The organism is Glaciimonas sp. OK215 (assembly GCF_057787885.1).
The window spans coordinates 518,894-533,514 of the sequence record NZ_CM173544.1 but is presented as its reverse complement, the minus strand read 5'-3'; the positions used below and the strand labels follow the sequence as shown (position 1 = coordinate 533,514).

Annotated in this window: 12 protein-coding genes; 2 read left to right on the top strand and 10 right to left on the bottom strand. The window is 63.0% G+C overall.

Features of this window, described 5'->3' with window-relative positions:
* Positions 1 to 20: 20 nt before the first annotated feature.
* The 10 genes from AC3CHX_RS02475 to AC3CHX_RS02430 form a co-directional block, all read right to left on the bottom strand.
* Positions 21 to 1,130, bottom strand: coding sequence for an alcohol dehydrogenase catalytic domain-containing protein (locus AC3CHX_RS02475; protein ID WP_488642527.1), 1,110 nt, complete (start codon positions 1,128 to 1,130; stop codon positions 21 to 23).
* 31 nt (positions 1,131 to 1,161) lie between these two features.
* Complete coding sequence (locus AC3CHX_RS02470; protein ID WP_488642526.1) at positions 1,162 to 2,379, bottom strand: amino acid ABC transporter substrate-binding protein; 1,218 nt, start codon at positions 2,377 to 2,379, stop codon at positions 1,162 to 1,164.
* 56 nt (positions 2,380 to 2,435) lie between these two features.
* A complete protein-coding gene (locus AC3CHX_RS02465; protein ID WP_488642525.1) occupies positions 2,436 to 2,969 on the bottom strand; it encodes a carboxymuconolactone decarboxylase family protein in 534 nt (177 codons plus the stop codon).
* A gap of 21 nt (positions 2,970 to 2,990) precedes the next feature.
* Complete coding sequence (locus AC3CHX_RS02460) at positions 2,991 to 3,995, bottom strand: VOC family protein (protein ID WP_488642524.1); 1,005 nt, start codon at positions 3,993 to 3,995, stop codon at positions 2,991 to 2,993.
* Positions 3,996 to 4,044: 49 nt separating this feature from the next.
* Entirely contained in the window at positions 4,045 to 4,614 is a 570-nt protein-coding gene (locus tag AC3CHX_RS02455; RefSeq protein ID WP_488642523.1) for an NADPH-dependent FMN reductase, read from the bottom strand.
* Between the two features lie 54 nt (positions 4,615 to 4,668).
* Positions 4,669 to 5,964 (bottom strand): phosphopyruvate hydratase, encoded by a 1,296-nt coding sequence (gene eno, locus AC3CHX_RS02450; protein ID WP_488642522.1) that lies wholly within the window; start codon positions 5,962 to 5,964, stop codon positions 4,669 to 4,671.
* Between the two features lie 101 nt (positions 5,965 to 6,065).
* Positions 6,066 to 6,638, bottom strand: coding sequence for a cupin domain-containing protein (locus AC3CHX_RS02445; protein ID WP_488642521.1), 573 nt, complete (start codon positions 6,636 to 6,638; stop codon positions 6,066 to 6,068).
* Positions 6,628 to 7,335 (bottom strand): ABC transporter ATP-binding protein, encoded by a 708-nt coding sequence (locus AC3CHX_RS02440; RefSeq protein ID WP_488642520.1) that lies wholly within the window; start codon positions 7,333 to 7,335, stop codon positions 6,628 to 6,630. The genes AC3CHX_RS02445 and AC3CHX_RS02440 overlap by 11 nt, the downstream gene beginning before the upstream one ends.
* Positions 7,325 to 9,085 (bottom strand): branched-chain amino acid ABC transporter ATP-binding protein/permease, encoded by a 1,761-nt coding sequence (locus AC3CHX_RS02435; protein ID WP_488642519.1) that lies wholly within the window; start codon positions 9,083 to 9,085, stop codon positions 7,325 to 7,327. Before AC3CHX_RS02435 ends, AC3CHX_RS02440 begins: the two co-directional genes overlap by 11 nt.
* Positions 9,076 to 9,924 (bottom strand): branched-chain amino acid ABC transporter permease, encoded by an 849-nt coding sequence (locus tag AC3CHX_RS02430; protein ID WP_488642518.1) that lies wholly within the window; start codon positions 9,922 to 9,924, stop codon positions 9,076 to 9,078. Before AC3CHX_RS02430 ends, AC3CHX_RS02435 begins: the two co-directional genes overlap by 10 nt.
* A 273-nt stretch (positions 9,925 to 10,197) precedes the next feature.
* Here AC3CHX_RS02430 and AC3CHX_RS02425 point away from each other — a divergent pair, with 273 nt between their 5' ends.
* Positions 10,198 to 10,992: a fumarylacetoacetate hydrolase family protein gene (locus tag AC3CHX_RS02425; RefSeq protein WP_488642517.1), complete on the top strand. Its 795-nt coding sequence runs from the start codon at positions 10,198 to 10,200 to the stop codon at positions 10,990 to 10,992.
* A 216-nt stretch (positions 10,993 to 11,208) separates the two neighbouring features.
* Positions 11,209 to 14,619, top strand: coding sequence for an AAA family ATPase (locus tag AC3CHX_RS02420; RefSeq protein WP_488642516.1), 3,411 nt, complete (start codon positions 11,209 to 11,211; stop codon positions 14,617 to 14,619).
* The last annotated feature ends 2 nt before the right edge of the window (positions 14,620 to 14,621 follow it).

The following is a 14,621-nucleotide window of genomic DNA, read 5'->3' as shown; positions in this document are numbered from 1 at the left end:
GCGGGGCAGAGTCGCAAACCTCAGGGAATCACGACGTAGTTACTGAAGCCGCCGTCGCGATCCTTCAGGCCGGAGATTGCCTCGTTGACATCCGACAGCGGGAAGATGCGATGTTCAAGATATGACAGGTCGATCGTGCCGGTGCTGACCATGTCAGCCATCTCCTGACCTTGCGCTGTCGTGAACCAGTTCGAGCCGATCAAATGAATCTGCTCGTCCATCAGCCACTTCACGTCGATCGGCAGGTCCTCCGCCACGCCGCCCACATTGACTATCTTGCCGCCGCGGCGTACGCCTTTCATCGAATCGAGCATGGTTGCCGCAGGCGCCTTAGCGCCCAACGCGCTGATGGCGAAATCGGCGCCCTCGCCGCCGGTGAGCGATTTTGCCCAGTCGCCGGTGGAGCCCTCGCCCAGCCGCATGACTTCGATGCGATCCGGCGCGAGCGCCTTTACGCGCTGGAGCAAGCGTTCGTCACGCCCGGTGCCGAGAATGCGCGACAGACCCATCGCCAGGCCGAGCACGGTCGCGGCCACCCCGAGCGTGCCGGTAATACCGTCGATCAGCGCTACCTGGCCGGGACCGGCGCCGGCATTCTTCAAGGCGCCATACGAGGTGCCCAGGTAGCCGAATCTGCCGGCCTGCTCGAAGCTGAGATTGTCAGGAATATTGACGATGGCATACTCCGGCGCGGTCATGTATTCGCTGAAACCGCCATACGGATACAGATCGAAAATGCGCTGCCCGTCGCGGCTGGTGCTGAAGTAGCCGTTGAGGGTGTAATACCGGCACTGGCTGCGCTGCCCTGCCCGGCATGCCTTGCAGGAACCGCAAGAGCGTAGCGGACTCACATACACCCGATCTCCGGGCTTGGCATTGATGACCGCCTCACCCACCTCTTCGATCACCCCTGCGGGGTCCAGGCCGAAGATGGCCGGAAACTTCGCCAGCGGCTGGTGCGGAAACCAGGTCGGCCAATTGTTGATCACATTGGCCATGTTGGGGACGATGCCGCATGCCTTGACCCTGACCAATACGTCCGTCGGACGTGGCTTGGGAACCGGGATCGTGTCGAGCGTCATCGGGGTGCCGAGAGCGTGCAGCCGCGCTGCAACCATTGTTCTGTCCATAGTTAACCTCTTTCATATGTAGATGTGTATCTCAGGGGGATGCGAAGGCAACCCCCTGAGGCCGGAATTTGGCGGGCCATACCGTGACCCACTTTCCATTCTGTACCTGCTTTATTTTGGTGTCGGCCGTACCGCTGTTGAACTTCCCGTCGAAACGGCGGGCGCCGAGTACGGTATTGACCTGGTGGGACTTGAGCCATGCCGCCATTGCCTTGTCGTCGAGGCGGCCGACCGCTCGCGCTGCAGCTTCCAGGATCTGCCAGGCAGCGAACTCGGATGCGGCCTGGTAGTCGACATGCGGCCACGGCAATCCAGCGGCCTTCGCGCGCTCGATATAGAGCGCAATGAATTCAGCGGCCCCTGCATTTTGGGTGAATGGCGCATGATCCTCGAACCAGGTAAGGCTGGTCAGGCCGTTGGATTGAGAATGCCCAACGGTCGGACCCGGCGCCGGGAACAGGTAGAAGTGACGGCGCGGCAGGTAGTCGATGCGTTTCATGGCATCGAGCAATTGGGTAGCCTCCAGGCCGATGGCGCCCGACCACAGCAGGTCTGGATTGGCATCCTTGATGCGGGCGGCAATCCCGCCGAAGTCACGCGTGCCGAATTCGTACTCCAAAGAGAGCACGTTTTTCAAACCATGCCTGGCTGCCACCTCCTGCCCCCCTTTGGCAAGATCGAGCGCAGATGGGAACTTGCTCGTGATGAAGGCGATGGTTTTGGGCGGCGCGGAGGTACTGGCGTATGCATCGAGCAGCACCTCGGTATCGGCTGTGCGCGGATCGGGGCCGAGCGGCAGAGCCGGGAACTGCATGTCGTATTGCGCCAGGCTCGGGTCCCCGAGGCTGCTCTGTATGAATAGCTTGCCGAAGCGCTGCGCGACACCCATCGCGGCGATGATCGCGCTGGTGCCATAGGGCCCCATCAACAGATCGACTTTCTCCGCGGTGATCAGGCGCTCGTACAGGGTACGGGCGTTGGCAGGCTGGGACTGGTCATCGAGCAGCACCCATTCGAGCTTGCGGCCCAACAGTCCGCCGCGCTTGTTGATCAGGTCGACGAACACCTCGCCGGCGATCTTGTGAATGCCGCCCACACTGGCGAGCGGTCCGGTAAGAGGAAGCGTGCCGCCAACCCGGATCGGCGCCTTGCTATCCTGCGCGAACGCCGGCAGGCCGAACGACAGGGCCAGCGCGCCGGCCCCTGCAAGGAACGTGCGCCGCTGCTGTTGCAATTTTGTTTTGTCCATCAAAGTCTCCTCGAATATGCAAACTCAGGATAAGAACGCCAGGCAAGCCGCCACCATCAGCGATACCCGTCTTCCAGTTCGATGGCGAGCGCCCCCATGATGCGCACGCCGGAGTTGTACCAGGCAATGTTGAGCACCAGTTCGACCTGTTGACGCTCGTTCATGAATGCGGCCAACCGGTCCCAGGTCTGCGCGCTGACATTCACGTGCAAGGTGGACTCCTTGGCCAGCGCCATCACTGCGCGTTCTTCGGCGTTGAAGAGCGGCGAGGTTTCAAAGTCGGGAATGGCCTTGAGCTGTTCCGGGCTGATGCCCGCCTTCAGGCCATGCGACTGATGGTGTGCGATCTCGTACTCGGATGTGGTGCAGTGTCCGACGGTGAGGATCGCCATTTCACGCAGCTTGGGGCTGATTTCAGAGCTTCTTATCGCATTCGCATAGGACAGAAACTGGTCCAGCAGTGCCGGCGCGTTCGCGAGCGCCCGGAAGATGTTTGCGGTAGGGACCTTGCGTTCGCGTTCGAGCCTGTCGAAGAGGGCATCGTTGGCGCCTTCGAGGTCCGAGCGCTGGAGGTATTTGACGCGTGCCATTTGATCTTTATCCTTTGCTGGTCAGTTTTTTGCCGAAAGCTTCTGCACGTAAGTCTCGAGCGTTTCGGGCGTGGGTTTGGAGGCAGTTTCGATCATCGGGGCGCCTTCGAATCTGGTGGCCTCGAAGTACCAGCGATGGGGCGCCGGCAGCCCCCAGCGCACGTTGGTGCTGAGCGTGGCGGCATCCCAGCGCACCGGCTCGATCTCGATATCGATGGTCTGATAATGGCTGTTGAACAGTTCCACACGGTGGCCATCCGGGTCGCGCAGATACACGAACAGCATGCCGCCGGGACCGTGGCGGCCGGGGCCGCGCTCCACCTCATGCGCATAGCCGTAGATGCCGGCCAGGTCGCAGGCGGTGAAGATGTTGTGCGACTCGGACACGGTGTAGGCGAAGTGATGCAGGCACGGACCGTCGTTCTGGACGATAGCCAGGTCCAGGCAGGTGCCCTTGCGGTACATGAAGGCGCCCAGCAGTTTGTCGCCGTGCGCCAGATACTCGGAGTTGCGGAAGCCCAGCCTGCTGTAGAACGCGCACGATGCGTAGGTGTCCGGCGAGAAAATCTGGTAGTGGTCAAGGCGCTGGGCGTGCGCGCCTTTGAATTTCTCGATCTCGAGGAAGAGTCGCGGGCGGGTCTCCATTTGCGCGCACAACTCGATCTTCGTGCCGAAGGGATCGGAGACGTGCAGCGTACGCCCCTGATGCGCGATCTCAACCCACTCGGCGGGCAGCCCTTCGGCCTTGAAGAACTGGTAGGCGAGGTCCAGGTCTTCCTCGAAGAACACCCGAAAGCCGATGCGCTTGCAGGTTGCTTCGCCCCGGGTCTGCACCAGCACCATGCTGTGATGGCAAGCTTCGGCCAGCCCGCGCAGGTAGCAGGTGTCGTCGGTCTCTTCCGAGACGACCAGCCCGACGATGTTGACATAGAAATCCCGGCTCTTGGCCAGGTCGGCGACGTGCAGCACGACGTGGCTGGCACGTGTGATATTGAACGGTGGCCGGAGATTGACGGCAGGTAACATAAAGTCCTCGCGATTGTTGGTGGCGGAAAGAGGGAATATCACATTTGCGTTAATTCAAGGCCTGCGCAGCGCGTACCATGACGACCTCTGCAACCAGGTCATTGACGGCATCGAGCGCAAATTTCAGGTTGGCCTCGTCGGTGAGTCGCCCGTTTTCGATCTTGGTGTGAATCCCGGCGATCACGACCGGCGGCCGCGCAATCACGCGCGACAGGGTGCCGCTCAGTGTCTCGCGCAACTGCGCCTGCGCGCGAACGCCGCCGGTGAACGCGGGCGAACATGTCATCAGAAGAACCGGCTTGGACTTCAGCGGTGACGCGAAGGCGGGCCGCGATGCCCAATCGAGCGCGTTCTTCAGGACGCCGGACATACCGAAATTGTATTCGGGAGAGCAGATCACGATCCCGTCACATGCTGCGATGGACTGCTTGAAGTCCCGTACGGCTTCTGGAGGATTGGCGCCGTCCAGATCCTGGTTGTAAAAGGGAATGCTGTCGAGCGGCAGAAGCGTCATTTCGACGCCGGCCGGCAGCGACTCCTGCAGCGTGCGCAGGACGGCAGTATTGCTCGAAGCCTGCCGCAAGCTTCCCGAAATGCCGATTAATTGAATTGTAGTCATGGCAAATAACCTCTTGGTTTGGCTTGCGCCGTGTTGATGAAATTGAGCCGCCGTTCACTGCGAGTGATGCCGGAACGGCAGCGCGGACCATCCGCTGAACGCCGCGTCGCGGCCCAGCGATTCCTCGATGCGCAGCACCTCGTTCCACTTCGCCATGCGCTCGGAGCGGGAGAACGAGCCCACCTTGAGTTGACCGGCGTCCCAGCCGATGGAGAGGTGGGCGATGGTCACATCCTCGCTCTCGCCCGAACGCGCCGAGACGATGGTCCCGAATCCGGCCGCCTTGCCGGCCAGCAGCGCAGCGTGCGCCTCAGTCACGGTGCCGGCCTGGTTCGGCTTGATCAGCACTGCGTTTGTGGTGTGTTCGGCGGCCGCAGCCTCTACCCGGGCCGCGTTCGTCACCAAGAAATCGTCACCGATAATCTGGCATCGCGCGCCATATTTCTCAGTGAAGCGGCGGAAGCCCGACGGATCATCCTCGGCGAGCGGATCCTCGATCGACAGGATCGGATAGGTGTCGAGCCAGCCGCCCAGCATGTCGATCATGTCGTCCGTCCCGAGGCTGCGGCCGTCCAGCGCGAGCACATAGCGTCCATTGCGGCCGAATTCGGATGCTGCGATATCGAGCGAGATGCCGGCGTCCTTGCCAGGACGCAACCCGGCATCGGTGATGGCCTGCACCAGGGTGTCGAGCGCTTCTTCATTGCTGTCAAAGGCCGGCCAATAGCCGCCCTCGTCTGCCACTCCCTGCAACTTGCCCGCCTTTTTCATCAGGACACCGGCGGCGCGGTAGACCTCCGCAGTCCACTCAAGCGCCTCGCTGAAGCTGTTCGCGGCGGGGCACATCACCATGAAATCCTGCACATCGACGCGGCGGGCCGCGTGGGCGCCGCCGCCGAAGATTTGTATTTCAGGCAGCGGCATGCGCACCGGGCGCTCGCCGGCGAGGTAGCGCCACACGGGCTGCCCGGCTGCCGCGGCAGCGGCGTGCAGCACCGCCATCGACGTGGCGACGATTGCGTTGCCGCCCAGGCGGCTGCGGTTCGGTGTGCCGTCGAGCGCCACCAGGCGTTGATCGATCCCGGCCTGGTCGCGCACATCCATTCCTGCAAGAGCGCGGGCGATTTCGTCATTGACCGAGGCAAGCGCCTTGGTCACATCGAGTCCGCCGAAAGGACTGCCTCCATCGCGCAGGTCGAGCGCCTCGCCGCTGCCGGTGGATGCGCCGGCGGGAGCGATGGCGCGGCCACTGATGCCGCTTCCCAGCGTGACTTCCGCTTCCAGCGTTGGCCGTCCGCGTGAATCCCATACGCGCCGTCCATGCAAGCGAACGATTCTTGTATCAGTCATAAAAACTCCTGTCTTGATGTTAGTGCTGTGTGTAGCAGCTACGCGCTAAAGAACGCAGCCTGCAAATCGAAATACGGCTTAAAAAGAAGACACGGGCCGGATCACTCATGCCGACTCGCTCCAATCAAAACAAACGCGAGCGTTGCGGCACGATCGCTTTTGTTCCGCCAGGCATGACGGGTGCCGTTCTGCACGACGACATCGTGCCGGTGCAGAAGCTCCGCGCGGCCTTCATCCAGTTCGAGCCAGATTTCGCCATCGAGAACAATGCCGTAGTCGACGGTCGGCGTGGCATGCATGCCATCGGGTTCGAACAGTTCCGCCAGCCCAGGGCTGATGGCCATGTTTTCTGCGGCGGCGGCGCCAGGGTCGAAGCCTGGCATGGCAAACACGCTGTCGGGCGGGAACGTGACGACCAGGAAACGCGTCCCGCCGAGCGGAGGAACAATGCTCGTTGCCGCCGGCGTCGGATCGACACCGCCAAACGGCAACGCAGGCGTCGCTTCGGTTGCCCAGAGCAGACGGGACATCATCCCGGGGATGTGCAAAAACGCGTCCGAGCGAGGCGGAGCGGTATCGAGCGCAACCATCGATGCGCCGGCCCGGTCGTGCCCGGTGACAACGCGGCGAATCACCAGCGGCACGCCCTCAGTGGTGGATGGATCAGATGCCAAGATAGGCCTCCCGTATGCGTGGATTGTTCAGCAATGCGTCGGGTTGGCCCGACGTGACGATGCGCCCTTGCTCGATGACATAGGCGTGATGCGCGATTTCGAGCGCCTTGTTGATGTTCTGTTCAACCAGCAGGACGGCGACATGGCGCTCGTTGATCATGCGGATGATCCGGAACATATCGTCGACGATTGCCGGCGACAGGCCCAGCGAGGGCTCATCCATCAACAGCAGCCGGGGACGGGCCATCAGCGCGCGGCCGATCGCTACCATCTGCTGCTGCCCCCCGGACATGGTGCCGGAAATCTGGTGGCGTCGCTCCTTGAGGATCGGAAACAGCGAGAACACCTCTTCGAGCGTCTCCTCCCTGGATGCGCGCGCCGCAGGGCGATAGCTGCCGAGCTCGAGATTTTCGAGGACGCTCATATGGGTGAACAGGCGGCGCCCTTCCGGGACGATCGCAATACCGTGGTCGCATACCTGATGGCCGGGAATGCGCGCAATGTCATCGCCCGCGATGCGAATCTGCCCCTGGGTCGGCCGCAGGATGCCGGCAATGGCATTGATCAGGGTGCTCTTGCCTGCGCCGTTGGGCCCGACCACCGAGACGATCTGGCCTGCATCGATATCCAGGTTCACATCCCAGGCGGCGGGGGCGTCGCCATAGGCGACATGGAGGTTACGTACTTCAAGCAGCATGGGCGGCTCCCAGGTAGACACTGATAACGCTTGGATCCTGCATGGTCTCGCGCGGCGGACCGAGAGCGAGCAAGGTGCCCTGATCCAGCACGGCGACACGATCGGCGAGCGCGACGACGGCACGCATCAAGTGCTCGACGAAGACGATGGTGGTGCCGCCCGCCCTGATCTTCTTGATCATTGCCACAGCCTGGTCGACTTCCGTCGGCGTCAGCCCGCAAAGCACTTCGTCCAGGAGCAACAGCCGGGGCCGGGCCGCGAGCGCACGGGCGAACTCGACGAACTTGCGTTCATGCAGGTTGAGTGCCGGCGGCAGGAGGTCCGCCTTGTGCGCCAGCCCGGTGAACGCGAGCCATTGACGGGCCAGCGCCTCGGGACTCTCGTCCGCTGTCGAGTCCTGGCGGCCAAACGCAGCGCAGAGCCGAACGTTTTCCAGCACGGTCAGGTGTTCGAAGAGGCGCGGAATCTGGTAGGTTCGCGCGATGCCCCGACGGGCGATCTCATGGGGCGGCAGGCCCGCTATCATCGTGCCCTCAAAGTCTATCGCGCCGGAGGTCAGCGAGAAGTGTCCGCTGATCATGTTGATCAGGGTCGACTTGCCGGAGCCGTTCGGGCCGACCAGCGCCAGGATTTCCCCCTCCTTGACCTGCAGATTCACGCCACGCAGCGCCCGGATGCCGCCGAACGACTTTGTAACGTCACGGCACTCCAAAAGCACCCGCTCGTGCCCGGCATCGCTTGCAGCCGAGCTTGTTTGCACGAGATTGAGCAGCTTGCCCGCAGCCAGGCCGGATGTCTTGCCCGGATGCCGCATGCGGCGCAGCAGGCTGGGCACGATCCCCTGCGGCAGCATCAGGATTACCACGATGAGCGCAAACGCGACGCCGGCGCGCCCGAGTTCCGCATGTCCTCCGCCAACGAAGCTGCTCAGTGCGACGGTAATGAGTGTGGCCCCGATGGCCGGCCCGGCCCAGTGACGCGCCCCGCCCAAAATGCTCATGAGGACCACGTACAGCGGCACTGTGATAGAAAAAGTTTCGCCGACAGTGACATAGCCGACGTATGCGGCCTGAATCGCCCCTGCTGCGCCGGCAATCGCCGACGAGATGGCAAAGGCGGCCAGCTTGTAGCGAAACGTCGGCACGCCCTTCACCTCCGCTACTTCCTCGTCGTCATGGATCGCCAGCAGACCGGCGCCCAGGCGGGAGCGGAGTACGTAGCGCGAAACAGCGAGAGCGGCGAGCGCAAGCAGCAGTCCGAGCAGGTAAATCGCGCCAGGCACCGACGCGCCGAACTGCGGGAAGGATACGTTGCTGAGATAGACTCCCGCACCGCCATCAATCGATGTATTGGAGATGATCGCCGCCAGGACGAAGGTCACGGATAGCGTCAGCAGTGCGAAGAACTCGGCGCGCAGGCTCTTGATGCGGAACACCACCAGGCCGATTCCCGTGGCAAGCAGCGCGGCAATGGCGGCCGCTGCCGGAATGGTCAGGAGAAACGGCACCCCCCATTTGCCGGCCAGCGTCGCCGTTGTATAGATCCCGGCACCGAAGAAGGCTGCGTGGCCGAAGCTCCAGTACCCTGCGTATCCGCTCAGGATGCCCCAACTGGTGGCCAATGCGATCCAGAAGAAGACGACATACAGATACGAGAGGTAGAAGTCTGCGATCCCCGAGTAGGGAAGCGCGACCAGCGCCGCGATAGCCGCCAGCGTCATAGCAGTAATATGTTTTCGGGTCAGAGCCATTTTGGTTTCCACAGCAGAAGGATGATCAGAATCGAGAACGCTACCAGCGGCGCCCAGGCAGGATTGACCGCGGCCATCGTGACTGCCTCGGAAACGCCGATCAGCACGCCAGCGGCGAGGGCGCCGAGCGGGTTCCCCAGCCCGCCGATGATGACGACTGCGAAGACGACGCCTATCCAGGCTTCGATTTGCGATGGCGCCAGCGTCGAGGTAAGCGCGATGAACACGCCGGCGACGCCGGCAGACGCAGCGCACAGACCGGCGAGCAAATAGGACAAGCGCCGCGCGTTGATGCCGAAAGCCGCCGCGATGGGGCCGTCATGCGCAGCGGCACGTAACGCACGGCCCAGCGAGGTCCTGTGCAGCCCCAACCATGCACCCGCAGCGAGCACGCAAGCGCAGGTGAACGCGATCAATTCGAGCAGGGGCACGAACAGCGGGCCCAGATGAAGAGATTCCTGGGCGTAGCTTGTTTCATACGACCGAAAGTCCGCCGACCAGATCCATTGAATCAGCGACTCGATCAGGATAGTGACGCCAAATGTCACCAGCATCGAGGCGAACTCACTGACCTTGAAGCGCACAAACACGGCGTGCAGCGCGATACCGGCCAGAAAGAATGCCGGTGCAATGATCGCGACCGAAAGCCAGGGCGGAAAGCCGAAATTGGTCCCGAGATGATAGGTGAGATACGCGCCCAGGAAAGCCAACGCGAAATGGCTCAGGTTGACCAGGCGCAGCAGACCCCAGCTCAGGCTGAGGCCGAGAGCCAGCAACGCGTAGATGCCACCGTGCAGCAAGCCGCCGAGGGCCGACTGCGCAAGCAATGTCATGCTCATTGAATGCCCTCGCAGGTGCTGATAGTGTGGATGGGAATTGAGGCTATGCACCCGGGCTTGTGCGGAAAGTTGCGCCCGGTACGTTGAGTCCTTATCATGGATGTCTCCTTTGCTAACGTTTGCACATATTCTGACAAAGCGACCTCTTCTTTGTCAATAGGGAATAAAAAATTAATTGGATAGCTTATTCTGTATCTTGGTATTTCGTGAACGGTTGACGGAAAGCGAATCATTTGCTAACGTTAGCACACTATTTCATTGAAAGGGTTTTTTATGTCATCCATACACATTGCCAGATACGCTTTGGACGGACGCGTCCACTACGGGATCCTCGAGGACGATGCGACGATCGCCCGCCTGGAGGATTCGCCGTTCAATGAGTTGCGCACCAGCGGAGTCAAGGACGCGCTTGGTTCGGTTCGGATCCTGGCGCCGGTACATCAACCGCGCGTGTTCGGAGTGGCCTACAACTACAAGGCGCACTCCCAGGAAGCGAACAAAGCGCTACCCGATCTACCGGTTCTTTTTATGAAACCGAGTACAACTGTCATTGGTACGGACGAGTCGATTGTGTACCCGGCCGACGGAGAAAACATTCACTTCGAGGGAGAGCTTGTCGTTGTCATTGGGAAACTGGCGCGGCATGTGCCGGAGGCGCAGGCACTTGACCATGTGCTTGGTTATACATGTGGGAACGACATCAGTGACCGCGTTCTGCAGCGCCGCGAAAGCGCGTTCGGCTGCCTGCTTGCCGGCAAGGGGTACGACACTTTCGCCCCGATGGGGCCGGTGATTGCCACTGAGCTTGACCCAACGAACCTGAAGATCGTCACCCGGGTCAACGGCGTGGTGCGGCAGGACGGAAATACGGCTGATCTTCTGTTTTCAGTGTCCACCATCATCTCCTACCTTAGCCGCCACATGACGCTGCTCCCTGGCGACATGATCATGACCGGCACGCCTGCCGGCGTCGGCCCGATCAGCGTAGGCGATACGATCGAAGTCGAGATCAACGGCATTGGTGTCCTGCGCAATGATGTTGTGGCAGAGGATCGCAAGATCCTCTAGTGCCTAAGCAACCTGATGGTCTGACGCGCCTGATGTGGCCTCTGCATCATCTGCAGGCGGTTTTAATGCCGGGTTGGCAGCCCGCAAGTTGACACGACGATTTGAGTGGAAGCTGCGCCCATTTCGCGGATGTAGTCAAAAACATCCATTCCGCCTAAGTGCTAAGATTTACGAACTGTTAAACCTTGAAAAACCCCGGAGGCGGGAGTAATCCCTATGCGCTGCGCAAGCTGCGGGTTCGAGAATCGGACACTTGCCAAGTTCTGCGAAGAATGCGGCGGCATGCTGGTGCGCGCCTGCCCAGCCTGCGGGCACGAGGCGAGCGCAAGCGCCAAGTTCTGCAGCGAATGCGGTGCGCCGTTGAGCGGGCCGCCCCCGAGCGCGGCGCTTGCGGCCAGCGCCCCCATAGAATACACGCCCCCCTATCTGGCCGAACGCATCCGGGCGGCGCAGGCGGCCATGGAAGCCAGCGGCGCGGCGGATGGCGAGCGCAAGACGGTCACCGCGCTGTTCGCCGACATGGCCGCCTCGACCGCGCTGATTCACGACCTCGATCCCGAAGACGCCCGCCGCCTGATCGACCCGGTGCTGGCGCTGATGATGGAGGCCGTGCATCACTACGAAGGCTATGTGGCCAAGTCGATGGGCGATGGCATCCTGGCACTGTTCGGCGCGCCGATCGCGCACGAAGATCATGCGCAGCGCGCGCTCTATGCGGCGCTGCGCATGCAAGACGGCATGCGCCGCTACGCCGACCGCGTGCGCCTCGCGCAGGGGATCGCGCTGCAGATCCGCGTCGGCATCAACTCCGGCGAAGTGGTGGTACGCGCGATCCACACCGACGACTTGCATACCGACTATGACCCAGTGGGGCACTCGATCCACATCGCTTCACGCATGGAGGGCATCGCGGTGCCCGGCTCGATCATCGCGAGCGAACACACCCACAAGCTGACCGAGGGCTATTTCGCTTTCAAGGTGCTCGGCGCGACGCCGATCAAGGGACTACCCGAGCCGCTTGCTGTCTTCGAAGTGCTCGGTCTCGGTCCGCTGCGCACGCGGCTGCAGGTGGCGGCCAGCCGCGGGCTGGCGCGCTTCGTCGGCCGTGCCCGCGAACTCGAGCGGCTGCGCGAAGCGCAGGCGCAGGCGCAGGCCGGGCACGGGCAGATCGTCGGCGTGGTCGGCGAGCCGGGGGTCGGCAAGTCGCGCCTGTTCCACGAGTTCAAGCCGCACGCGCCACGCGCTTGCCTGGTGCTGGAGACCTTCTCGGTCTCGCACGGCAAGGCCTATCCGTATCTGCCGCTGATCGAGCTGCTGAAGAACTACTGCCAGATCACCGCACAGGACGACGAGCGCCGTCGACGCGAGAAGCTCACCGGCAAGGTGCTGACCCTTGACCGTGCGCTGGAAGACACCCTGCCTTATCTGTTCCACCTCCTAGGGGTCACCGATCCGAGTTCGCCGCTGGCGCAGATGACCCCCCAGATCCGCCGGCAGCACACCTTCGAGGCGATCAAGCGGCTCCTGGTGCGCGAGAGCCTGGCCCAGCCGCTTGAGGTAATCGTCGAGGATCTGCAGTGGCTCGACAGCGAGACCGAGGCCTTCCTCGGCTTTCTCGGCGAGAGCGTGGCCAACACCCGCATCCTGCTGCTGGTCAATTACAGGCCCGAATACCGGCACGACTGGAGCAACAAGGGCTACTACACTCAGCTGCGGCTGGATCCGCTGGGCGAAGCCGAAGCCCGGGAACTGCTGCGAGCCGTGCTGGGCGGCGCTGCCGGACTCGCCCCGCTCGAGCACTTGATCCTGGCGCAGACCGAAGGCAACCCCTTCTTCATCGAAGAAGTGGTGCAGACGCTGGTCGAGGAGCAGGTGCTGCGCGGCGAGTGCGGGCATTACCGTATTGAGCAGATCCCGACCGCCCTGCACATCCCGACCACCGTGCAGGGGGTGCTAGCTGCCCGCATCGACCGCCTGGGGACGGCCGAGAAGGCACTGCTGCAGACCCTGGCGGTGATCGGCAAGACATTTCCCTGGAGCCTGCTCGCGCGCGTCGCCCTGCAGCCCGAAGACACGCTGAAGAGCCTGCTGACGCGGCTGCAGGCCCGGGAGTTCATCTACGAGCAGCCGGGATTTCCCGAGGTGGAGTACAGCTTCAAGCATGGGCTGACCCAGGAGGTGACCTACGGCGCGCTGCTGAGCGAGCGGCGCTGTGCGCTGCATGAACGCACGGCGCAGGCGATCGAGGCCCTGTTCAGCGCCCAGCTCGATGAGCACTGCAGCGAATTGGCACATCATTTCAGCCGCAGCGGCAACGCGCCGAAGGCGGTGGAATACCTCCACTGCGCCGGGCGCCAGGCAGTGCAGCGCTCCGCCGATGCCGAAGCGGTCAATCATCTTACTACGGCCCTGGCCTTGCTCAAGACACTGCCCGATGCTCCCGAGCGCGCACGACAGGAACTCGCGCTCCAGATCACGCTCGGTCCGGTCTGGAGGGCCACCAAGGGGCACGCGGCCCCGGAAGTGGGAGAGACCTATACCCGCGCGTTGGCGCTGAGCCGGCAGCTCGGGGAAACGATCGAGCTCTTCCCCGCCCTGCTGGGGCTGCGCACGTTTTATCAAGTCCGTGGAGAGCTGCCGACCGCACGCAAGATGGGGGAGCAACTCCTTGCCGTCGCTCAAGAGGCGCGAGACCCTGCGCTGCTCGTGCAAGCCCATCGGGCGTTGGGGGCCATCTTGTTCAGTCTCGGCGAGCTGGAGCCTGCCCGCACACAACTGGAGCAAGCCCTGGCCCTGTATGACCCTCGGCAGCACACGCCTGCCTTACCCTATGGACTGGAGCCGGGCGTGCTGGGGCTGGCCTTCGTAGCCTGGGACCTGTGGCTGCTCGGCTATCCGGATCAAGCCCTCGCGCGCAGCCAGGCGGCGCTCGCTCTGGCGCAGACCCTATCCCAGCCTCCTGCCTCGGCCGATGCCTTGATCTTTGCCGCCGAACTTCATCTGCACCGCCGCGAAGCGCAGCCGACGCGCGAGCTGGTGGAGGCACTCCTCGCCCTCGCGACCGAGCACGGCTTCCCGTTCTGGTTGGCTTACGGAACCATCCTCTCCGGCTGGGTGCTGGCCGAGCAGGGACACGCAGCAGAAGGCATCGAAAAGATGCAGCAGGGCTTGGTCGCCTACCGTGCCACCGGGGCGGAACTTTGGCGGCCGCATTTCCTGGCGCTACTGGCCGAAGCCTACGGAAAAGCGGGACAAGCCGAGGCAGGGCTGAAGACGCTGGCCGAGGCGCTGGCCGTGGTGGACCGAGCGGAAGAGCGCGTGTACGAGGCGGAACTGTATCGGCTCAAGGGGGAGCTGACGCTGCTGCAGCCGAGCCGCGAGGGGGCAGAGGCCGGCGGCCGGGACGAAGCCGAAGCCTGCTTCCTGAAGGCGATCGCGATCGCCCGCCGGCAAGGCGCCCGATCGCTGGAGCTGCGCGCGGTGATGGGCCTGAGCCGGCTGTGGCGACAACAGGGCAAGCCGGGAGACGCCCGCCAGATGTTGGCCGAGATCTACGGCTGGTTCACCGAAGGTTTCGATACCGTGGACCTGCAGGAGGCCGGGGCGCTACTCGCCGAACTGCACTGAAG